The organism is uncultured Streptomyces sp., from assembly GCF_947488945.1.
GTDB lineage: Bacteria > Actinomycetota > Actinomycetes > Streptomycetales > Streptomycetaceae > Streptomyces.
Window position 1 is genome coordinate 1 of sequence record NZ_CANLBS010000042.1, and the last position, 25,040, is coordinate 25,040.

Annotated in this window: 3 protein-coding genes; all 3 read left to right on the forward strand. The window is 76.8% G+C overall.

Features of this window, described 5'->3' with window-relative positions:
* A partial coding sequence (locus Q0994_RS33265) for a type I polyketide synthase (RefSeq protein WP_299542343.1) occupies positions 1–11,658 on the forward strand: 11,658 nt, incomplete at its 5' end.
* Between the two features lie 20 nt (positions 11,659–11,678).
* Positions 11,679–16,415: a type I polyketide synthase gene (locus Q0994_RS33270; protein ID WP_299542345.1), complete on the forward strand. Its 4,737-nt coding sequence runs from the start codon at positions 11,679–11,681 to the stop codon at positions 16,413–16,415.
* Between the two features lie 3 nt (positions 16,416–16,418).
* A partial coding sequence (locus Q0994_RS33275) for a type I polyketide synthase (RefSeq protein ID WP_299542347.1) occupies positions 16,419–25,040 on the forward strand: 8,622 nt, incomplete at its 3' end.

Here is a 25,040-nt window from a genome sequence, read left to right on the forward strand (position 1 = left end):
GACGCCTTCCGCAGCCGGACCGGTGGCCGGGGTGTCGATGTCGTACTGAACGCGTTGGCCGGGGAGTTCGTCGACGCCTCGGTGCGGTTGGTCGCGCCGGGCGGACGGTTCCTGGAGATGGGCAAGACCGACCTCCGCGACCCGGATGCCGTACCCGGCGGCCACTACCGGGCGTTCGACCTCGGCGAGGCGGGCCCGGACCGCATCGGGGAGATCCTCACCGAGGTGATGCGGCTGTTCGCCGACGGGGTGCTCACGCTCCCGCCGATCCGCGCCTTCGACGTCCGCCGGGCCGTCGACGCCTTCCGCTTCGTCGGAGCGGCCGGCCACATCGGCAAGGTCGTCCTCACCGTCCCCCGCGCTCTCGATCCGGAAGGGACCGTACTGCTCACCGGCGGCACCGGCGCACTCGCCGGACTGCTCGCCCGCCGCCTGGTCACCGGACACGGCGTACGCAGACTGCTGCTCGCCGGGCGGCGCGGCCCCGACGCGCCGGGCGCGCCGGAACTCGTCGCCGCACTCGCCGACCTCGGCGCCGAGGCCACCGTCGTGGCCTGCGACCTCACCGATCCCGGCGCGGTCGCCGCGCTCCTCGACGGTGTACCCGCCGCGCACCCGCTGACCGCCGTCGTCCACACCGCGGGCGTCCTCGACGACGGGCTGGTGGAGTCGCTGACCCCGGACCGGCTGCGCGCCGTCCTCGCCCCCAAGACGGCCGCCGCCACCCTGCACGGACTGACGTCCGGCCTGGACCTCGCCGCGTTCGTCCTCTACTCCTCGATGTCGGGCACCCTCGGCAGCGCCGGCCAGGCCAACTACGCCGCCGCCAACGCCTATCTCGACGCCCTCGCCCGGCACCGGCACGCCGAGGGGCTGCCCGCGCTCTCCCTCGCCTGGGGCCCGTGGGCCGCGCCGGGAGGCATGGCCGGCACCCTGGCCGACGCCGAGGCCGACCGCATCACCCGCTCCGGGTTCCCGCCGCTCGGCCCGGAACACGGCCTCGACCTCTTCGACGCCGCGCTCAGCCACCCCGACCCCGCCCTGGTGCCGGTGGCCCTGGACACCGCGACGCTCGCGGCGGCCTCGGGCGAACTGCCGCCCCTGCTGCACTCCCTGGTGCGCCCCGCCCGGCGCGTCGCCGACCGCGACGCCGCCCCCGGCGGACTCGTCGAGCGACTGCGCGGGCTGTCGCCGGCCGACCGGGACCGCACCGCGCTCGACCTGGTACGCGGCCACGCCGCCACCGTGCTCGGCTTCGGCTCGCCCGAGGCGGTGGAGCCGGACCGGCCCTTCAAGGACCTCGGCTTCGACTCGCTCACCTCCGTCGAACTGCGCAACCGGCTCGGACGCGCCACCGGGCGCAGGCTCCCCGCCACCCTGGTGTTCGACCACCCCACCCCCGACCACCTCGCCGCACACCTGGTGCGCGAACTCCTCGGAGAACTCGACGCACCGGCCCGCGTCCCGGCCGTCCCGGTCCGCGCCACGGCCACCGCCGACGAACCGATCGCGATCGTCGCCATGGCCTGCCGCTTCCCCGGCGGCGCCGACACCCCCGAGGCGCTGTGGCGCCTCGTGCACGACGAGGTCGACGCCGTCGCCGGCTTCCCGTCCGACCGGGGCTGGGACCTGGACGGCCTCTACGGCGGGGACGACGAACCGGGCGCCGGCCGCCACACCTTCGAAGGCGGCTTCCTCTACGACGCGAGCCGGTTCGACCCGGCCTTCTTCGGGATCTCGCCCCGCGAGGCCCTCGCCATGGACCCGCAGCAGCGGCTGCTGCTGGAGACCTCCTGGGAGGCGTTCGAACGCGCCGGCGTCGACCCCGCGCTGCTGCGCGGCACGTCCACCGGCGTCTACATAGGCACCGCCACCTCCGGCTACGGCATCGGCCGCATCGACGTCCCCGCAGGCGCCCGCCCGCACATGCTGACCGGCACCGCCACCAGCGTCGTCTCCGGCCGGCTCGCCTACGCCTTCGGACTCGAAGGCCCGGCCGTCACCGTCGACACCGCCTGCTCGTCCTCCCTGGTCGCCCTCCACCTGGCGATCGGGGCGCTGCGCAGCGGCGAGTGCACCATGGCGCTGGCCGGCGGCGCGACCGTCATGGCGACGCCCAGCATGTTCGTCGACGCCAGCCAGGGCGGCGCGCTCGCCCCCAACGGCCGATGCCGCGCCTTCTCCGCCGACGCCGAGGGCACCGGCTGGGGCGAGGGCGTCGGGATGCTGCTCGTCGAACGCCTCTCCGACGCCCGCCGCAACGGCCACCGGGTGCTCGCCCTCGTCCGCGGCTCCGCCGTCAACTCCGACGGCGCGTCCAACGGCCTCACCGCGCCCAACGGCCCCTCCCAGCAACGCGTCATCCGGGCCGCGCTCGCCGACGCCGGGCTGCGGGCCACCGACGTCGACGCCGTGGAGGCGCACGGCACCGGCACCGCCCTCGGCGACCCCATCGAGGCGCAGGCCCTCATCGCCACCTACGGCAGGGACCGCGACGAACACCGCCCGCTGTGGCTCGGATCGGTCAAGACCAACATCGGACACACCCAGTCCGCCGCGGGCGTCGCCGGCATCATCAAGACCGTGCTGGCGCTGCGCCACGGGGTGCTGCCCCGCACCCTGCACGTCTCCGAGCCGACCCCCCACGTCGACTGGGACGCGGGAGGGGTCCGGCTGCTCACCGACCGGGTGGACTGGCCCGACGCCGACCGCCCGCGCCGCGCCGCGGTCTCCTCGTTCGGCATGAGCGGCACCAACGCCCACACCATCCTCGAACAGGCGCCCCCCGAGGCGGAACCGCCCGCCGTACCCGCACCCCGGCCCCCCGGCATCGAACTGCCGTGGCTGCTGTCGGCCCGCAGCACCGGAGCGCTCCGCGAGCAGGCGCTGCGGCTCGGCGCGCACCTCGACGCCGGACCGGCCCCCGACGACCGGGCCGTGGCCCGCGCACTGGCCGACGGCCGCGCCCGCTTCGAGCACCGGGCCGTGCTGCTCGGCCCCGACCGGCGCGCCCAACTGGACGCGCTCGCCGCCGATCTCGCCGCCCCCGGCCTCGTACGCGGCGTCGCCGGCCGCACCGGCCGGACCGTCTTCGTCTTCCCCGGCCAGGGCTCCCAGTGGCCCGGCATGGCCGACGCGCTCCTCGACACCTGCGAACCCTTCCGCCGCGCCTTCCACGCATCCGCCGAAGCGCTGGAGACCCACCTCGACTGGTCCGTCGAAGCGGCTGTGCGGGGGCTGCCGGGCGCCGCCGACCTGGACCGGGTCGACGTGATCCAGCCGGTCCTGTTCGCCACCATGTTGTCGCTCGCCGCGCTCTGGCGGGAACACGGCGTCGAACCCGAAGCGGTCGTCGGCCACTCCCAGGGCGAGATCGCCGCCGCCCACGTCGCGGGAGCCCTGTCGCTCGACGACGCGGCACGGATCGTCGCCGAACGCAGCAGGCTGCTGGCCCGCCTCGTCGGACAGGGCGCGATGGCGTCGGTGTCGCTGCCGCCCGCGGAGATCGAGGAACGCCTCGCCCGCTGGGACGGCGCCCTCACCATGGCCGCCGTCAACGGCGTCCGCTCCGCCACCGTGGCCGGCCACGAGGACAGCCTCGACGAACTGCTGCGCGCACTCGAGGACGACGGCGTACGGTTCCGCAAGATCCGCGTCAAGGGCGCCGCCCACTCGCCGCTCGTCGACGAGGTCCACGACGAGGCACTCGCCGTCCTGGCCCCGGTCCGGCCGCGCGCCTCCCGCATCCCGTTCTACTCGACCGTCACCGGCGGGCTGCTCGACACCGCCGGGCTGGACGCCGCCTACTGGTTCCAGAACATGCGGCAGACCGTACAGTTCGCCCCCGCCACCCGCGCCCTGCTGGCCGACGGCTACCGCGTTTTCGTGGAGAACAGCCCGCACCCCGTGCTCGGTGTCAGCGTCCAGGAGACCGCCGAAGCCGAGGGCGCGCCGGACCCGGTCACCCTCACCTCGCTGCGCCGGGAGGAAGGCGGCCCCGCGCGGTTCGCCGTCTCCCTCGCGGAGGCGTTCACCCGCGGCGTCGAACCCGCCTGGCCCCCGTCCGTCGCCACCACGGACGGCGTCGACCTGCCCACCTACCCCTTCCAGCGTGACCGCTACTGGTGGGACCAGCAGGCGGCCCCCACGACGGCGGGCCCCGGCGCGGCCTCCCCCGAAGAGAGCCGCTTCTGGGCGGCGGTGGAGAGCGGCGACGTCGCCGCGCTGGCCGAGTCCCTGGGCGAGGGGCACGACCTGCTCGCCCCCGCCCTGCCCGCCCTCGCCGAGTGGCGGCGCGGCACCCGCGACCGCTCCACCGTCGACGGCTGGCGCTACCGGGTCGCCTGGCGCGCCCTCGACGCCGAGCGCGCCCGGCCGGAGTTCACCGGCACCTGGGCAGTCGTCGCCGGAGCGGACCAGCGCGCGCTCGCCGAACGGCTCGCCGCCCTGCTCGCCGCCGCCGGAGCCGACGCACGCGTCGCCGCCCCCGGCGAACTCCCCGCCGACGTCCTGCTGTCCGGCGTGTTCTCCCTGCTGGCCCTCGACACCCGGCCGCACCCTGACCACGCCGGCGTGCCAGCGGGCCTCGCCGCCAACCTCGACCTGGTACGCACCCTGGTCGCCTGGGAGACCAGGACACCGGTGTACCTGCTGACCAGCGGGGCCGTAGCCGTCGGCCGCGCCGACCGGCTGCGCTCCGTCGCCCAGGCGGCGACCTGGGGCCTCGGCCTGGTGGCCGGACTGGAGCGGCCCGACCAGTGGGGCGGCCTCGTCGACCTGCCCGAGGACCCGGACGACCGGGTGCTCGGCCGGATGCTCGGGCTGCTCGGCGGCGACGAGGACCAGCTCGCGCTGCGCCCCTCCGGCGCCTACGCCCGCCGCATGGTGCGGGCCGGCGAAGCCCGCCCCACCCGCACCTGGCACCCGCGGGGCACCGTCCTCGTCACCGGCGGCACCGGCGGCATCGGCGCGCACCTCGCCCGTTGGCTCGCCGACGAGGGCGCGAGCACCCTCGTCCTCGCCGGCCGCCGCGGCCCCGACGCCCCCGGCGCGGCCGACCTGGCCGCCGAACTCACCGCACGCGGGACCGAGGTGATCCTCGCCGCCTGCGACGTCGCCGACCGCGACGCCGTCGCCGCCCTCCTCGACGCCCACCCCGTGGACGCGGTGGTCCACGCCGCCGGCGTCCCGCAGGCCACGGCCCTCGCCGACTGCGACACCGAGGAACTCGCCGCCGTCGTCACCGCGAAGACCGAGGGCGCCCGGCATCTCGACGAACTGGTCGGCGACGTCGACGCGTTCATCCTGTTCTCCTCCGGCTCCGGGGTCTGGGGCGGTGCCGGGCAGATCGCGTACGCCGCCGCCAACGCCGTGCTCGACGCACTGGCGCAGGACCGCCGCGCCCGCGGACTGACCGCCACCTCCGTCGCCTGGGGCGGCTGGGCCGACGGCGGGATGGCCGACGACGAGTCCGCCGCCCAGCTCGGCCGGCGCGGGCTGCACGCCATGGACCCCCGCCTCGCCGTCGGCGCCCTGCACCGGGCGGTCGAGGCCGACGAGACCTGCGTGACCGTCGCCGACATCGACTGGGCGCGCTTCGCCCCCGGTTACACCGCCGCCCGGCCCCGCCCCCTCATCATGGACATCCCCGAGGTGGCGGCCGCGCTCGCCGAGCCCGAGGCCCCCGCGGAGGAGACCGGCGGAGGCGACGACGCACTGCGCACCACGCTGTTCGCCCTCCCGCAGCCCCGGCGTCTGGACCACCTGCTCGACCTCGTACGCGAACAGGCGGCGGCCGCCCTCGGATACGCCGACACCTCCGCCGTCGAACCCGACCGCGCCTTCCGGGACCTCGGCTTCGACTCCCTGATGGCGGTGGAGGTCCGCAACCGGCTGCTGACCGCCACCGGCAGACGGCTCCCCGCCACCCTCGTCTTCGACCACCCGACCCCGGCCGCCCTCGCCGCCCACCTGCTCGCCGAGGTCATGGGCGACCAGGCGGAAGGGGGAGCGGCGGCCGTGCGGAACGCCACCGTCCGCCAGGACGAGCCCCTCGCCATCATCGGCATGAGCTGCCGCTACGCCGGCGGCGCCGACTCGCCCGAGGAGCTGTGGCGCCTGGTCATGGACGGCACCGACGCCATGGGTCCGTTCCCCGACGACCGCGGCTGGGACCTCGACGCGATCTACCACCCCGACCCGGACCACCCCGGCACCTCCTACGTCCGCGAGGGCGGCTTCGTCCACGACGCGGCCCACTTCGACGCGGAGCTCTTCGGGATCTCGCCCCGCGAGGCGCTGGCGACCGACCCCCAGCAGCGGATGCTGCTGGAGGCCGCCTGGGAGACGTTCGAACGCGCCGGCATCGACCCGCAGAGCGCCCGCGGCAGCGCCACCGGCGTCTTCGTCGGCACCTCCTTCGTCGGCTACGGCCTCGGCGTCCCGCAGGCCGGCGACGGCACCGAAGGCTTCTTCCTCTCCGGCACCGGCACCGCCGGCGCCTCCGGCCGCATCTCCTACACCCTCGGCCTCGAAGGGCCGTCCGCGACCGTCGACACCGCCTGCTCCTCCTCGGCGGTCGCCATCCACCTCGCCTGCCAGGCACTGCGCCAGAACGAGTGCGACATGGCGGTCGCCGGCGGGGTCGCCGTCCTCGCCACCCCTACCTCCTTCACCGAGTTCAGCCGGCAGCGCGGACTCGCCGCCGACGGCCGCTGCAAGCCGTTCGCCGCGGCCGCCGACGGCACCGGCTGGGGCGAGGGCGTCGGCATGATCCTCGTCGAACGCCTCTCCGACGCCGTCCGCAACGGCCACCCCGTCCTCGCCCTGGTCCGCGGCACCGCCATCAACCAGGACGGCGCCTCCAACGGCCTGACCGCGCCCAGCGGCCCCGCCCAGCAGAAGGTGATCCGCCAGGCCCTCGCCAACTCCGGGCTCACCCCCGCGGACGTGGACGCCGTCGAGGCGCACGGCACCGGCACGACACTCGGCGACCCCATCGAGGCCCAGTCGGTGCTCGCCACCTACGGCCAGGACCGCCCTGCCGACCGCCCCCTGTGGCTGGGATCGGTCAAGTCCAACATCGGGCACACCCAGTCCGCCTCCGGCGTCGCCGGCGTCATCAAGATGGTGATGGCCCTGCGCCACGGGCTGCTGCCCAAGACCCTGCACATCGACGAGCCCACCCCGCACGTCGACTGGACCACCGGCTCCGTCGCCCTGCTCACCGACACCGTCCCCTGGCCCGGCACCGACGGCCGCCCCCGGCGGGCCGGAGTCTCCTCGTTCGGCGGCAGCGGCACCAACGCCCACCTGGTCCTCGAACAGTACGCACCCGCGCCCGCGCCCGCCGACGCCGGCACCCGGCCGCGCCCCGAACTCGACGGGACCGTGGTGCCGTGGGTGCTGTCCGGCCGCTCGCCCGGCGCGCTGCGCGAGCAGGCCGGACGCCTCCTCACCCACCTGGCCGAGCACCCCGGCCACCACCCCGCGGACGTCGCCCACGCACTGATCGGCACCCGGTCCGTTTTCGAGCACCGGGCCGCGGTCGTCGCCGCCGACACCACCGACCGCCTCACGGCGCTCGCCGCCCTCGCCCGCGGCGAAGCCGCCCCGCACCTGGTGACCGGGACGGCCCGCCGGGGCCGGGTCGCGTTCGTCTTCCCCGGCCAGGGCGGCCAACGGGCGGGCATGGCACTGGAACTGGTGAAAAGTTCCGAGGTCTTCGCCGCCGAGCTGTACGCCTGCGCCGAGGAACTGGCCCGGCACGTCGACTGGTCCCTGCTCGACGTCCTGCACGGCGTCGAAGGCGCCCCGCCGCTCGACCGGGTCGACGTCGCCCCGCCGGTCCTGTTCGCCGTGATGGTCTCGCTCGCCGCCCTCTGGCGCAGCCACGGCGTGGAGCCCGACATGGTGCTGGGCCACTCCCAGGGGGAGATCGCCGCCGCCTACGTCTGCGGCGCGCTGACCCTCGCGGACGCGGTCCGGATCGTCGCCCTGCGCGGCAAGGCGCTGCTGCCCCTGGACGGCCTCGGCGGCATGGCCTCGGTGGCGCTGTCCGCCGACGAGGTGCGCGCCCTGCTCGAACCGTACGACGGCCAGCTCTCCGTCGCCGGCATCAACGGCCCCGCCTCCACCATCGTCTCCGGCGAGGCCGGCCCGTTGCAGGACTTCCTCTCCGGCTGCAAGACGGACGGCGTCCGCGCCTCCCGCATCCGCGTCGGCTTCGGCTCGCACTGCGCCCAGGTCGAGCCGATGGCCCGCGAACTCGCGGGGCTCCTCACCGGCCTGGAGCCCGTCACCGGCGCCGTCCCGTTCCACTCCACCGTCACCGGCGGCCGGCTCGACACCGCCGCCCTGGACGCCGGGTACTGGGAACGCAACCTCACCAGCCCCGTCGACCTGGACCGCGGGGTGCGCGGACTGGTCGAACACGGCGCCCGGTTCCTCGTGGAGATCAGCCCCCATCCGGTGCTCGCCGGAGCCATCGGCGAGATCGTCGAGGACATCGCCGACCTCGACCCGGGCGACGCGCTCGTCCTCGGCACGGTCCGCCACGACGACGACGGACCCGAGCGCTTCCTGCGGTCCGCCGCCGAACTGGGCGTGCACGGCGGCCCGGTGGACCACACCGCGGCCCTCGCCGGGCTGCCGGTGCGCACGGTGTCCCTGCCCACGTACCCCTTCCAACGGCAGCGGTACTGGCTGGAGTTCGCGCCGCCCGGCGCAGGCGACGCGCGTGGGCTGGGCCTGGACGACAGCGGACACCCGCTGCTGCCCACCGCCGTCCCGCTGGCCGGCGACGGAGCCACCGTCCTCACCGGCCGGCTGTCCCTGCGCAGCCACCCCTGGCTGGCCGACCACGCGGTGTTCGGCACCGTGCTGCTGCCCGGCACCGCCTTCGTGGACATGGCCCTGCACGCCGGGGACCGGGTCGGCACCCCGCATCTGGAGGAACTCGCCCTCGGCGCGCCGCTCGTCCTCGGCGAACGCGACACCGTCGTGGTGCAGCTCTCCGTCGGCGCCCCCGACACCGAGGGCCGCCGGGAGGTGGCGGTCCACGCCCGTGCCGCCGACGACGCCGCACGGGACGGTGCGACCGGGGGCGACGGCACGGCCGCCTGGACCCGGCACGCCTCCGGAACCCTGGCCCCCGCCCCCGCCCTCTCCGCCGACACCCCGGACCCGGGCACGGACCTCACCGCCTGGCCGCCGCCGGACGCCGATCCGGTGGACCTCACCGGGTTCTACGAGGGCGTCGCCGACGCCGGTTACGGATACGGCCCCGCCTTCCGGGCCCTGGACGGCGTGTGGCACCGCGACGGCGAGCTCTTCGCCGAGGTGTCGCTGCCCGAGGGCGTCCCCACCGACGGTCACACCGTCCATCCCGCCCTGTTCGACGCCGCCCTGCACGGCATCGGACTGCTGCGCCTGCTGCGCGACGGGCCCGACACGCCCCGCCCCGCCGAACTGCCCTTCGCCTGGCGCGGGGTGCGGCTGAGCGCGTACGGCAGCCCGACGGCCCTGCGGGTACGCCTGACCGAGACCGCCGAAGGCGTCCGCGTCGATCTGGCCGACCCCGTCGGCGCCCCGGTCGGCCGGGTGGACGCGATCGTCGCCCGGCCCGTGGGCACCGAACTGGCCGCCGCCCGCCACTCCGTCGCCGACGCGCTGTTCCGCGTCGACTGGTCCACCGCGCTCGCCGCGCCCGCCGCCGTCTCCGCCCGGCTCGCCGTCCTCGGCCCGGACGCGGGCGGGCTCGCCGAGGCCCTGTCCGGCGCCGGCCTCACCGTCACCGCGTACGACGGCTCCGCCGACCCGGACGAGATCCTCGCCACCGCCGACGTCGTCCTCGCCCCCTTCCTCGCCGCACCCGACGCGCGGGCCTTGTCCGACGCCGGGGCCGCCGGGGGCGCCGCCGACGCCGATCCGGCCACCGCCGCCGAGGAGGCGGTCACCCGGGCGCTCGCCCTCGTACGCCGGTGGGTGACCGACGACCGGTACGCCACGCTGCCGCTGGTGGTCGTCACCCGCGGTGCGGTGAGCACCGACGACGGACGCCGCGACCCCGTCGACCTGGTGCACGCCCCGGTGCGCGGACTGCTGCGCTCCGCCCAGTCCGAACACCCCGGCCGCCTGCTGCTGGCCGACCTCGACCCGTCCCCGGACGCCGACCCGGCCGCACTCGCCCCCGCCGTCCTCGCCGCCCTGGACGCCGCCGAGACCGAGGTCGCGCTCCGCGACGGCCACGTCCTCGCCCCCCGGCTCGTACGGCTCCCCGCGCCGCCGGCCGGTGACCCGGCCCACACCGGGCTCGACACCGCCGGGGGCACCGTCCTGGTCACCGGCGCGACCGGCACGCTCGGCCGGTCCCTCGCCCGCCACCTCGTCCAGCACCACGGCGTACGCCACCTGCTGCTCACCAGCCGCAGCGGCCCCGCCGCACCCGGTGCGGACGACCTGGTCGCCGAACTCACCGCACTGGGCGCCACCGCCACCGTCGTCGCCTGCGACGTCGCCGACCGGGCCGCCCTCGCCCGCACCCTGGACCGGGTGCCCGCGGGGCACCCGCTGACCGCCGTCGTGCACACCGCCGCCGTCCTCGACGACGGCGTCCTCACCGGGATGACGGCGGACAGCGTCAGCGCGGTCCTCGCCCCGAAGGTCCGCGGCGCGCTCAACCTGCACGCACTCACCAAGGACCTGAAACTGACCGCCTTCGCCCTGTTCTCCTCCGCCGCCGGTGTGCTCGGCGGCGCCGGTCAGGCCAACTACGCGGCGGCCAACGTCTTCCTGGACGCGTTCGCCGCCCACCGCCGCTCCCTCGGCCTGCCCGCCGTCTCGCTCGCCTGGGGCCCGTGGGCCGAACGCACCGGGCTCACCGGCGCCCTCACCGAGGCCGACGTGCGCCGGGTGGCCCGCTCCGGACTCGGAGCCCTGGAGACCGACGACGGCATGGCCGCCTTCTCGGCGGCCTGCGCCGCCGGGCCCGCGCTCGTCGTCCCCGCCGCCCTCCGACCGGCCGCGCTGCGCGGCCGGGAGGCGGTGCCGCCCCTGCTGCGCGCCCTGGTGCCCCGTCCGGCCCGGCGCACCGCCGAGGGCGCCGCCGGAACCGGCGACCCGGCGGCCCTGCGCGCCCGGCTCACCGGCGCCGCGGAGGCCGACCAACGGCGCGTCGTGCTCGACCTGGTGCGCGGACAGGTGGCCGCCGTCCTCGGCTTCGCCTCGCCCGGCTCCGTCGACACCGACCGGGGCTTCCTCGAACTGGGCCTCGACTCCCTCACCGGCGTCGAACTGCGCAACCGGCTGGCCGCTTCCACCGGTCTGCGATTGCCCGCGACCCTGGTGTTCGACCACCCGACGACCGCTGAGGTCGCCCGCTACCTGCGCACCGAACTCGCCCCCGAACCCGTGTCGGCCGTCGACGCCCTGCTCGCCGAACTGGCCCGGCTCGAAGCCGGACTGGCACGCGTCGGCACCGAGGCCGACGACGAGGGCCGGGCCCGGATCGCCGCCCGGCTGCGGACCCTGGCCGGCCGCTGGAACGACGGGCGCGGCGGGCCCGGCGGGCCCGACGACCACCACGACCACCAGGACGTGGAGTCCGCGTCGGCGGACGAGATCTTCGATCTGCTCGACACCGAGTTCGAGACGTCGTGAGAGGACGCGGGCAGCACACCATGACCGACGGGATCCCGGCGGGCGAGGAGAAACTCCTCGCCTACCTCAAGCGCGCCACCACCCAGCTCCGCGACGCCAACCGCCGCCTCCGCCAGTGGGAGGACCGGGCGGCCGAGCCGATCGCCGTCATCGGCGCGGCCTGCCGCTACCCGGGCGGCGTCCGCTCGCCCGAGGACCTCTGGCACCTCGTCGAGTCCGGCACCGACGCCCTCGGCCCGCTCCCCGTCGACCGGGGCTGGGACCCGGACCTCGTCTCCGGCGCCCCGCGCGGCGGATTCGTCGACGGAGCGGGCGACTTCGACGCCGACCTCTTCGGCATGTCCCCGCGCGAGGCCGCGGCCACCGACCCCCAGCAGCGGCTGCTCCTGGAGACCTCCTGGGAGGCGGTCGAGCGGGCCGGCATCGACGTGCGCACCCTGCGCGGCGGACGCACCGGGGTCTTCGCCGGGGTGATGTACCACGACTACCCGACGGTGGTCGACCCCGCAGCGCTGGAGGGGTACCTCGGCACCGCCAACGCCGGCAGCGTGCTGTCCGGCCGGATCGCCTACACCTTCGGCCTCCAGGGCCCCGCCGTGACCGTGGACACCGCCTGCTCGTCGTCGCTGGTCACCCTGCACCTGGCCGCCCAGGCCCTGCGCGGCGGCGAGTGCGACCTGGCGCTCGCCGGCGGGGTCACGGTGATGGCCGGGCCGATGATGTTCGCCGGCTTCGGCTTCGACGAGGGCAGCGCCGCCGACGGCCGGTGCAAGGCGTTCGCGGCCGCCGCCGACGGCACCGGCTGGGGCGAGGGCGCGGGCGTCCTGCTGCTGGAGAAGCTGTCCGACGCCCGCCGCAACGGACACCGGGTGCTCGCCCTGGTGCGCGGGTCCGCCGTCAACCAGGACGGCGCCTCCAGCGGGTTCACCGCCCCCAACGGCCCCGCCCAGCAGCGCGTCGTCCGCGGCGCGCTGGAGAACGCCTCGCTCACCCCCGCCGAGGTGGACGCCGTGGAGGCGCACGGCACCGGCACCAAGCTCGGCGACCCGATCGAGGCGCAGGCACTGCTGGCCACCTACGGACGCGACCGCGAGGAGCCCCTGTGGCTCGGCTCGCTGAAGTCGAACATCGGGCACACCCAGGCCGCCGCCGGGGTCGCCGGCGTCATCAAGATGATCGAGGCCCTGCGCCGGGGGGTGCTGCCCAAGACCCTGCACGTGGACGCGCCGACCCCACAGGTGGACTGGTCGGCCGGAGCCGTGGAACTGCTCACCGAGAACCGCCCCTGGCCCCGGACCGGCCGGCCCCGCCGCGCCGCCGTCTCCTCCTTCGGCGTCAGCGGCACCAACGCGCACGTCATCCTGGAACAGGCGCCCGACGAAGCCGCGGACCCCGACGACCGGGCACCCGACCCGCTTCCCGGCCGAGTCCCGCCCGGAGCGCTGCCGTTCCCGGTCTCCGGCCGGTCCCCGGCGGCGCTCCGGGCCCAGGCCGCGCGGCTGCTCGGCGCCTCCGCCGCGCACCCGCCCGCCGACCTGGCCTACTCGCTCGCCACCACCCGTACCGCACTCGACCACCGGGCCGTCGTCGTCGCGGCGGACCACGACGCGCTGCGGGCCGCACTGCGCGCCCTGGCCGCCGGGGAACCGGCGCCGAACCTGGTCACCGGCACCGCCCGGGGCGGCCGGACCGCCTTCCTCTTCACCGGCCAGGGCGCCCAGCGGGCCGGCATGGGCCTCGCTCTGCGGGCCGCCGTCCCCGCCTTCGCCACCGCGTTCGACGCCGCGTGCGCCGCGGTCGGCCTGGACGCCGCCGACTTCGCGGACCCGGCGGCGCTGGAACGCACCGGGACCGCCCAGCGGGCCATGTTCGCGCTGGAGATCGGTCTGTTCCGGCTCACCGAGGCGTGGGGGCCCGCCCCCGACGTGCTGCTGGGCCACTCCGTGGGCGAGCTGGCCGCCGCCCACGCCGCCGGGGTGCTCTCCCTGGAAGACGCCGCCACCCTCGTCCGGGCCCGCGCCCGCCTCATGGACGCCCTGCCCGCGGGCGGCGCGATGCTCGCCGTGGAGGCCGCGGAGAGCGAGATCGCGGACGAACTGTCGCCCGGCCGGGGCGTCTGCCTCGCCGCCGTCAACGGGCCACGCGCCCTGGTGGTGTCCGGCGAGGCGGCCGCCGTGGACGCGCTGGCCGCGCGCTGGCGCGAGCGGGGACGCCGGGTGAAGCGGCTCGCGGTGTCGCACGCCTTCCACTCGCACCTGATGGAACCGGTGCTGGCCGAGTTCGCCGCCGTCGCCGAGTCCCTCACCTACCACCCGCCACGCGTCCCCCTGGTGACCACCGCCCCCGGAGACCCGGCGGGCCCCGCCTACTGGGTCGGCCAGATCCGCGCCACCGTCCGGTTCGCCGACGGGATCGCCGCCCTCCGGGACGAAGGGGTGACCCGGCTGGTCGAGCTGGGCCCCGACGGGGTCCTCACCGCCCAGGCGGCCCAGTGCGACGCCGCCGACGGCATGACCGCGCTGCCGCTGCTGCGCGCGGACGGCGACGAACCCGCCACGCTGCTCACCGCGCTCGCGGGCGCGCACGCCGACGGCGCGGAACTGAACTGGCCCCGGATCCTCGAAGGCCGGGGCGGCCGGATCGTGGACCTGCCCACCTACGCCTTCCAGCTCGTCAGGTACTGGCCGCTCGCACGGTCGGCACCCGGCCGGGGCGGCCCGGCCGCCCCCTCCGACGAACCGTTCTGGAACGCCGTGCGCGGCGGCGACGCCGACGAGCTCGCCGGACTCCTCGGCATCGGGTCCGCCGAGGAACTGCACCGCCCCGGCGTGCTGCTGCCCGCCCTGCACGGCTGGCACGACCGCGCACGCGCCCGCGACCTGCGCCACCGCGTCCAGTGGCGCCCCGTACCGGCCGGCGACGGCCCCGGTCCGGCGGGCCCCTGGCTGGTGCTCGCCCACCCGGAGCACACCGCGACCGCCGAGGAGTGCGCCGAGGCGATCCGCAGCGGCGGCGGTGACCCCGTCGTCCGGTACGTCGGCGCGGACGAGACCGAAGACGCCGCCCGGGTACGGGGACTGGTCCCCGAGGGCGCCACGACCGGCGTCCTCTCGCTGCTCGGGCTCGCCGACGACACCGCGCCGGCCACCGGCCTGGCCCTCGTCCGGGCGCTCGTCGGCACCGGGGCCCGCCTCTGGTGCGCCACCCGTGGCGGAGCGGCCGTCCTGGACCAGGAGGTCCCCGCCCCCGGAGCACACGCCCTGGCGGCGCTCGGCCGGGTCGCCGCGCTGGAACACCCCGCGCTCTGGGGCGGCACGATCGACCTCCCGCCGACGCTGGACGGCACCGCCCGCGCCCTGCTGGCGACCGCCCTCGGCGGGGCGGGCGGCGAGGACCAACTCGCCCTGCGCGACACCCTGTACGTCCGCCGGCTGGTGCCCGCCCCGCCCGTCGCGGCCGCCCCCTGGCGGCCGGGCGGCACGGTCCTGGTCACCGGCGGCACCGGCGCGCTCGGCGGCCACGTCGCCCGCTGGGCGGCCCGCGGCGGCGCCACGAAGGTGGTGCTGGCGGGCCGCCGGGGCGCCGACGCGCCCGGCGCGGCGGAACTGCTCGCGGAGGTGACCGCGCTCGGCGCCGAAGCGGTCGCCGTCGCCTGCGACCTCGCCGACCGGGACGCCGTCGCCGCCCTGCTCCGCGACCACCCGCCGACCGCCGTCCTGCACGCGGCGGGCGTCGGCGGCCTCGGTCCCCTCACCGACCTGACGGCCGCCGACCTCGCCGCCGCCGCCGAGGGCAAGGCGACCGGCGCCGAACACCTGGACGAACTCTGTGGGGACGTCGAGGCGTTCGTCCTCTTCGGCTCCGTCGCCGCCGTCTGGGGCGGCTCCGGCCAGGGCGCCTACGCCGCCGCCAACGCCCGGCTCGCCGCCCTCGCCCGGCGCAGGGCCGCCCGCAAGGCCCCCGCCACCTGCGTCTCCTGGGGCGCCTGGGCCGGCGGCGGCATGGCGGACGGCGCGGACGCCTCACTCGCCCGGCACGGCGTGCGGGTGATGGACCCGGACGTCGCGATCGCCGCCCTCGCCGAGGCCGTCGCCGACGGCACGCCCGAGGTGACCGTCGCGGACGTCCACTGGCCCCGCTTCGCCGAGGCGTTCACCGCCGCCCGGCCCGCCCCGCTGCTCGCCGAACTCGTCGACGCGGCGCCCGCCGGGCCCTTCGGCGCCGACCCGGACCCCGGCACCGCCCGCCTGCGCGACGACCTGCTCGCCCTGCCGCCGTACGAACGCCCCGACTTCGTGCTGGAGCTGGTGCGGTCCCGGACCGCGCTGGTGCTGGGGCACGCCGAGGCAGGCGTGATCGAACCGGACCGGGCCTTCCGCGATCTGGGCTTCGACTCGCTGACCGCCGTGGAGATGCGCACCCGCCTCAACGCGGCGAGCGGACTCGCGCTGCCGGCCACGGTCGTGTTCGACCACCCGACGCCCTCCGCCCTCGCCGCGCACCTGCTGGAGGCGTGCGGGCTCGCCGACGTGGACGAGGCGGCGGAGGCCGACGAGGAGAGCCGGATCCGGGCCGCCCTGGCCTCGGTGCCGCTGTCCCGGCTGCGGGAGGCGGGACTGCTCGACCCGCTGCTGGGACTGGCCGGGCGGAGCGACGTCGCCGCGGCCACGCCGACGGCGGACGCGCTGGACGCGTTGGACGAGATGGACGGCGAGGCTCTGCTGAGACTCGTCGCCGCGACGGACGGGGAAAACTGAATCATGGCTGCGTCCGTCGACCGGTACGTCGAGGCACTGCGCACGCTCGCCAAGGAGAACGAACGGCTCAAGGCGCGCAACCGGGAACTGTCCGACGCCGACCACGAGCCGATCGCGATCGTCGGCACCGCCTGCAGGCTGCCCGGCGGCGTGGACTCCCCACAGGCGCTGTGGGACCTCGTCGTCTCCGGCGGCGACGGCATCAGCGAGTTCCCCGACGACCGGGGCTGGGACCTGGAGACCCTGTACGACCCCGAATCCCGGCGCGAGGGCACCTCGTACGCACGGGAGGGCGGCTTCGTCCACGACGCGGGCCGCTTCGACCCCGCGTTCTTCTCCATCTCGCCCCGCGAGGCCGCCGCGATGGACCCGCAGCAGCGCCTGGTGCTGGAGACGTCCTGGGAGGCGTTCGAACGGGCCGGCATCGACCCGCACACCGTCCGGGGCACCCCCGTCGGCGTGTACGTCGGAGCCACCACCTCCGGCTACGGGGCAGGGGTACCGGTCGAGGAGGGCGCGGCCGGCTACGCGCTCACCGGCACCGCGACCAGCGTGCTGTCCGGCCGGGTCGCCTACGCCCTCGGCCTGCACGGCCCCGCGGTCACCGTGGACACCGCCTGCTCCTCGTCCCTGGTCGCCCTGCACCTCGCCGCACGGGCGCTGCGGGCCGGGGAGTGCACGATGGCGCTGGCGGGCGGCGTCACCGTGCTCGCCAACCCGGCGCCCTTCGTGGAGTTCAGCCGGCAGCGCGGACTCGCCGCCGACGGGCGCTGCAAGTCCTTCGCCGCCGCCGCCGACGGCACCGGCTGGTCCGAGGGCGCCGCCGTGCTCCTCGTCGAAAGGCTGTCCGACGCCCGGCGCCGCGGCCACCGGGTGCTGGCCGTGCTGCGCGGCTCGGCCGTCAACTCCGACGGGGCGTCCAACGGCCTGACCGCCCCCAACGGGCCTGCCCAGCGGCAGGTGATCCTCGACGCGCTGGCCGCCGCCCGCCTCTCGGCGTCCGACGTCGACGCCGTCGAAGGACACGGCACCGGCACCACCCTCGGCGACCCCATCGAGGCGCAGGCGCTGCTCGCCACCTACGGCCGGGACCGCACCGAGCCGCTGTGGCTCGGCTCCGCGAAGTCGAACATCGGCCACACCCAGGCGGCGGCCGGCGCCGCAGGCGTCATCAAGATGGTCGAGGCGCTGCGGCACGGGGTGCTGCCCCGCACCCTGCACGTGGACGCGCCCAGCCCGCACGTCGACTGGTCGGCGGGAGCGGTGGAACTCCTCACCGAGAACCGGCCGTGGCCGCACACCGGGCGCCCCGCGCGGGCGGGCGTCTCGTCGTTCGGCGTGTCCGGCACCAACGCCCACGTCATTCTCGAACAGGCACCCGCCGAGGGCACCCCCGAGAGTGCACCCGGCACCCCGCCCGCCCTCCTCCCCTGGATCGTCGGCGGCCGCGACGGACAGGCGCTGCGCGCCCAGGCCGAACGGCTGCGGGACTTCGTCGCGGACCGCCCCGGACTCGACGCCGTCGACCTCGCCGTGTCGCTCGCCACCACCCGCGCCCCCTTCGAGCACCGGGCCGTGGTGCTGGCCGCCGACCGCGACGGGCTCCTCGCCGGACTCGGGGCCCTCGCCCGCGACGAACCCCACCCGGACGTCGTCACCGGCGAGACCGGCCCCGGCAGACTGGCGTTCCTGTTCACCGGCCAGGGAGCACAGCACGCGGGTATGGGACGCGGACTGTACGAGGCGTTCCCGGTGTTCGCGGAGGCGTTCGACGCCGTCTGCGCCCGACTGGACCCCGACCTGGAACGCCCCCTGCGGGACGTCGTGTTCGGGGACCCGGACGCACTGGACCGGACCGTCTGCACGCAGGCCGGACTCTTCGCCCTCGAAGTCGCCTCCTTCCGGCTCGCCCGGTCCTTCGGCCTCGCCCCCGACCACCTGATCGGGCACTCCGTCGGCGAACTGGCCGCCGCCCACGCGGCGGACATCCTGACCCTGGACGACGCCTGCGCCCTGGTGTCCGCGCGCGGCCGGCTGATGCAGGCACTGCCCCCGGGCGGCGCGATGCTGGCCGTGGAGGCGGCCGAGGACGGACTGGAACTCCCGGAGGGCGTCTGCCTGGCAGCCGTCAACGGCCCGTCCTCCCTGACGGTCTCGGGCGACGCGGACGCGATCACCGCACTCGAGGACCGGCTGCGGGCCGAGGGCCGCAAAGTCAAACGCCTGACGGTCTCGCACGCCTTCCACTCCCACCTGATGGAGCCGATGCTCGCCGACTTCGCCCGCGTGGCCGAGTCGTTGACCTACCGCACGCCGTCGGTCCCGGTGACCCCGACCGCGCCCGGAGACATGACGACCCCCGCCTACTGGGTGGGCCAGGTCCGCGCCACCGTACGGTTCGCCGACGCGGTCACCGCCCTCCGGGACAAGGGCGTCACCCGCTTCCTCGAACTCGGCCCCGACGGGGTCCTCACCGCCGCCGCCCGCGCCGGACTGGACGACCCGGCCACGACGCTGATCGCGACCCAGCGCGCCGGCCGCGACCAGGCCGGGACCTGGTGGCGCGCCGTCGCCACCGCCCACGCCGCCGGCGTCCCGCTCGACTGGCGGGCCATCACGGCGGGATGGGGCGGCCGGACCGTCGACCTGCCCACCTACGCCTTCCGGCGCGACCACTTCTGGCCGCTGGCCCCCGCCCCTGCCCGCCCCGCCGGACGACCGGACGGCCCCGACGGCTGGCGCTACACCGTCGACTGGCACCCGCTGCCCGAACCGGAGCGGGCCCCCGTGCTCGGCGGGACGTGGCACGTCCGTTCCGCCCCCGGCGACCCGGACGCCGCCTGGTGCGCCGACGCGCTGCGCGCCCACGGCGCCACGGTGAGGACCGCCGCCGACGCGACGGAGACACCGGAACCCCTCGACGGCCTGATCCTCGTCCCCGACCCGCGCCCGCACCCCGGGCACCCCGGCGTCACCCGCGGGCAGGCCGACCTGCTCGACGCGCTGCGCGGCGACGGGCCGCCGGTCTGGATCCTCACCCGCGGCGCCGTCGCCGTCACCCCCGGCGAACCGGCCGACCCGGCCGCCGCCGCGCTCTGGGCGGTCGGACGGGTCGCGGCACTGGAGGCGCCCCGGCGCTGGGGCGGCGCGGTCGACCTGCCCGTCCGGGCCGACGACGACACCGCCCGGCACCTCGTCGGCGTACTCGCCGCAGGCGCCGGGGGAGCGGCCGGCCCGGCCGCGGCCCACGAGGACCAGGTGGCGCTGCGGGACGGCACCGCTCTCGCCAGAAGGCTCCGGCCCGCCCCCGTCCCGGACGGTCCGGCGGCGGACGCCTGGACGCCGCGCGGCACGACCCTGATCACCGGCGGCACCGGGGCGCTCGGTGCGCACGTCGCCCGATGGCTGGCCGGCCGCGGTGCCCCGCACCTCGTCCTGGCGGGCAGGCGCGGGGCCGACGCCCCCGGAACGGCCGAGTTGGCCGCCGAGCTCACCGCCGCCGGCACCCGGGTGACGGTCGCCGCCTGCGACGTCACCGACCGCACCGCCCTCGACCTGCTGCTCGCCGCCCACCCGCCGAACGCCGTGGTGCACGCCGCCGGCAGCGGCGACCCGGGTCCGCTCGCCACCCTCGACCCGGCCACCCTCGCCGACGTGCTCGCCGCCAAGGTCACCGGCGCGCTGCACCTGGACGACGCGCTGCGCGACGCCGACCTCGACGCGTTCGTCCTGTTCTCCTCCGTCTCCGGCGTCTGGGGCAGCGGCGGACAGGCCGCGTACGCCGCCGCCAACGCCGCACTCGACGCCCTCGCCCAACGGCGCGCCGCCGAGGGCCGGTGCGCCACCTCCGTCGCCTGGGGACCCTGGCGGGGCGGCGGCATGGCCGGCGACGCCGGCACCGAGGACTACCTGCGCCGCCGCGGACTGCGCGCCATGGACCCCGCCCACGCGCTCACCGCGCTCGGCACGGCACTCGACCGCCGCGACGTCACCGTGGCGGTGGCCGACGTCGACTGGGCGCGCTTCGTCCCCGCCTTCACCGCCGTCCGCCCGCAGCGCCTCTTCGACGCCCTCGCAGCACCGGCCGTACCGACCGCACCGTCCGGCCCGGCCGCGCCGGCCGCCGGCGGGACCCCGGCCGCCGCCCGGATCGCCGGACTCGCGGACAAGGAGCAGCGCCGCGCCCTGGTGGAGCTCGTGCGCGGCCACGTCGCGGTCGTCCTCAACCACCCCGACCCCGAAGCGGTCGACCCCCGCCGGGCCTTCACCGACCTCGGCTTCGACTCCCTGACCGCGGTGGAACTCCGCGACGCGCTCACCGCCGCCCTGGGCATCGCCCTGCCCGCCACCCTCGTCTTCGACCACCCCACCCCCACCGCACTCGCCGAACACCTGCGCGACCTGGTGCGCGGCGCCACGGGACACCGACGGGCGACCACCGGGACCGCCGCCGACGAACCCGTCGCGATCATCGGCATGGCCTGCCGCTACCCCGGCGGTGTCGCCTCCCCGGCCGACCTCTGGCGACTGGTCGCCGAAGGCCGCGACGGCATCGTCGACTTCCCCGACGACCGCGGCTGGGACACCGCCGGGCTGTACGACCCCGACGGCGCCGCGGGCACCTCCTACGTCCACGAAGGCGGATTCCTGCGGGACGTCGCCGAGTTCGACCCCCGCTTCTTCGGGATCTCGCCGCGCGAGGCCCTGGCGATGGACCCGCAGCAGCGGCTGATGCTCCAGATCGCCTGGGAGACCCTCGAACACGCGGGCATCGACCCTGCGGACCTGCGGGGCACAGAGACCGCCGTGTTCGCGGGCACCAACGGACAGGACTACGCCGCCCTGCTCGCCGGCGCCGCCGAAGCCGGCGAAGGCCACCAGGGCGCCGGCAACAACGCCGCCGTGATCTCCGGCCGGATCGCGTACACCTTCGGCTTCGAAGGCCCCACCCTCACCGTCGACACGGCCTGCTCCTCGTCACTCGTCGCCCTGCACCTGGCCGTACGGGCACTGCGCCAGGGGGAGTGCACGCTGGCCCTGGCGGGCGGTGTCACGGTCATGTCCACCCCCACGGCGTTCGTGGAGTTCAGCCGGCAGCTCGGGCTGGCCTCCGACGGGCGCTGCAAGTCCTTCGCCGCCGCCGCCGACGGCACCGGCTGGGGCGAAGGGGTCGGCATGCTGCTCGTGGAGCGGCTGTCCGACGCCGTCGCCCAGGGGCACCGGGTGCTCGCGGTGGTGCGCGGATCGGCGGTCAACCAGGACGGCGCCTCCAACGGGCTGACCGCCCCCAGCGGCCCCGCCCAGCGCCGGGTCGTCGAACGCGCCCTGGCCGACGCCGGTCTCACCCCGGCCGAGGTGGACGCGGTGGAGGCGCACGGCACCGGCACCCGGCTCGGCGACCCGATCGAGGCACAGGCGCTGCTCGCCGCCTACGGCCAGGACCGGGAAGAACCGCTGTGGCTCGGCTCGCTCAAGTCGAACATCGGCCACACCCAGGCCGCCGCGGGCGTGGCCGGCGTCATCAAGATGGTCGAGGCGATGCGCCACGGCGTACTGCCCCGCACCCTGCACGTCGACCGGCCGAGCACCGAGGTCGACTGGTCGGTCGGCGCCGTGGAACTGCTCACCGAGGCCCGCCCCTGGCCGGCGACCGGCCGCCCCGCGCGGGCGGGCGTGTCCTCGTTCGGTGTCAGCGGCACCAACGCCCATGTCGTCCTGGAGGCGGCACCGGCGTCCGAGCCGCCCGAGCGGCAGGACGTCGCGGCCGGGCCCGCCGCACCGGCCCTGCTGCCGCTGCTGGTCTCCGCCCGCACGGCGGACGCGCTGCCGGCGCAGGCCGAACGGCTGCGGGAGACCGTCACCGGGCAGCCGCTCGCCGACGTGGCGTACTCCCTGGCGACCACCCGGGGATCGCTGGAGCACCGTGCCGTGGTCCTCGCCGCCGACGGCGACACCGCGTCCGCCGCGCTGGCCGGCCTGGCCGGAGCCGTCGTCGGCCGGGCCGAGGACGACCGCCGGCTGACCGTGCTGTTCACCGGTCAGGGGTCGCAGCGGGCGGGGATGGGGCGCGGGTTGTACGGGGCGTTTCCGGTGTTCGCGGACGCGTTCGACGCGGTGTGCGCACGGGTGGACGCCGGTCTCGAACGGCCTTTGCGGGAGGTGGTGTTCGGGGACGACGCCGCTGCCGTGAACCGGACCGGTTGTGCGCAGCCTGCGTTGTTCGCGGTGCAGGTGGCGTTGTTCCGGCTGGTGGAGTCGTGGGGGGTGGCCCCTGACCGGTTGGTGGGCCATTCGATCGGTGAGCTGGCGGCGGCGCATGTGGCGGGGATTCTGTCGCTGGACGACGCGTGTGCGCTGGTGTCGGCGCGTGCGCGGTTGATGGAGGCGTTGCCCGAAGGCGGGGCGATGCTGGCGGTGGAGGCGGCCGAGGCGGAGGTGGAGCTGCCGGAGGGTGTGGATCTCGCGGCGGTGAACGGGCCCTCCTCCCTGACGCTTTCGGGCGGTGAGGAGGCGATCGCCGCTCTGGAGTCCTGGCTGCGGGGCGAGGGGCGGAAGGTGAAGCGGCTGTCGGTGTCGCACGCCTTCCACTCGCACCTGATGGAGCCGATGCTCGCCGAATTCGCGGAGGTCGCCGGGTCGTTGACGTATCACGCTCCGACGGTCCCGTTCACGGCGACCGCGCCCGGTGATCCGGCCACCCCGGCCTACTGGGTGGGTCAGGTCCGCGAGCCGGTGCGGTTCGCCGACGCCGTCACGGCACCCGGCCGGGCACCGGTCTTCCTGGAACTCGGGCCGGACGGCGTGCTGTCCGCGCTGGTGCAACACGTCGTCGAGGACGCCGTCACCGCCCCCGCGCTGCGCGACGGACGCGACGAGACGCAGACGTTCCTCCGGGCGCTCGCCACCCTGCACGTGCACGGCGTCCCCGTCGACTGGGCCGGGCGGGCCGCCGAGTGGGGCGGCCGGCGGATCGACCTGCCGCGCTACGCGTTCGCCCGCGAGCGGTACTGGCCCACCGTCACCGCCCGGCCCGGAGACGTGGTATCCGCCGGACTGGCCGACACCGCGCACCCGCTGCTCGCCGCCGGCGTCCCGCTCGCCGACGCGGACGGGATGCTGTTCACCGCCGTCCTGTCCGCGCGGACCCACCCCTGGCTCGCCGAGCACGTGGTGCACGGCGGGATCGTCGTGCCCGGCACCGCCTTCGTCGAGCTGGCGGTGCGCGCCGGTGACGAGGCCGGCTGCGGTCTGCTGGACGAACTCGTCCTGCACGCGCCACTCGTACTCCCCGAACAGGGCGCGGTACAGGTCCAGTTGCGTGTTGAGGCGCCCGGCCAGGACGGGCTGCGTGCCTTCACCGTGCACGCGCGCCCCGCCACCAGTACCGGCTGGTCCGAGCGCCCCTGGACCCGGCACGCCTCCGGCGCCCTGGGCACCGCCGGCCCGGCGACCGGCGGGACCGCCGTGCCCTGGCCGCCGCCCGGCGCGAGCCCCGTCGACACGGCCGGTCTCTACGACGCGCTCGCCGGGGCGGGCCTGGCCTACGGGCCGCTCTTCCGGGGCGTACGCGCCGCCTGGCGCGACGGAGCGGACCTCTGGGCCGAGGTCGTGCTCCCCGAGCAGGGCCACACCGACGCCGCACGCTTCGGCCTGCACCCCGCCCTGCTCGACGCCGCCCTGCACCCGCTCGCCCTCCTTGCCCCGGACGACAAAACGCCCGGTGACGGAACGCCCGGCGGAGCGGGCGACGGGCGGCGCGCGCCCGGACTGCCGTTCTCCTGGTCGGGCGTCACCCTCGCGGCGGGCGGGGCGAGTGCCCTGCGCGTCCGGCTCTCACCGTGCGGCACCGACGGCGTGACCCTGGAAGCCACCGACCCCGACGGCCGCACCGTCGTCTCCGTCGAACGCGTGGTGCTGCGCCCGCTGGACACCGCCCAGGCCGCCGCTCCCGGCGGCGACGGCGTGGGGCCGGTGCTCCGCGTCGACCGGGTGCCGGTCACGGCCCCGGAGGCGGCCACCGCCCGCACCTGGGCGGTGGTCGGCGACGACCCGTTCGGAGCGGCCGAAGGGCTCGCCGCGCACGGCGCCGACCGCGTCACCGCGACCGACCTCACCACCGCCGCGGCCGACCTCCTCGTCGTCTCGTCCGCGCCGGCTGAGACCGGCGCTTCGGACGAGGACGTCCACGGCCGGGTGTCCGCCGTCCTCACCGCGGTGCAGGCGTTCCTCGGCCGCGACACGGCCGGCCCGGCCCACGGCACGACCGGTTCCGGCGCCACCCTCGTGGTGCTCACCCGGGGCGCTGTCGCCGCCGAGCCGGGCGACGACCTGCCGGACCCGGCGGGTGCCGCCGTACGCGGGCTGCTGCGCAGCGTCCAGTCCGAGAACCCGGGCCGCGTCCTGCTGGTCGACGTCGACGCCGACCCGTGGGAGGCGCTGCTGCGGACGCCCGACGCGGGCGAACCCGACCTGGCGGTGCGCGGAGGCCGGCTGTACGCCGCCCGGCTCGCCCCCGCGACGGACGGAACGCTCACACCCCCGGACGGTCCGGGGGAGTGGCGGGTGGATGTGGGGGAGCGGGGGTCGTTGGAGGGGTTGTGTCTGGTGCCGGTCGCCGAGGGTGTG

Excerpts from the sequence above, each read along its gene's own strand:
- Q0994_RS33270 (WP_299542345.1), top strand. The coding sequence starts at position 11,679 with ATGACCGACGGGATCCCGGCGGGCGAGGAGAAACTCCTCGCCTACCTC.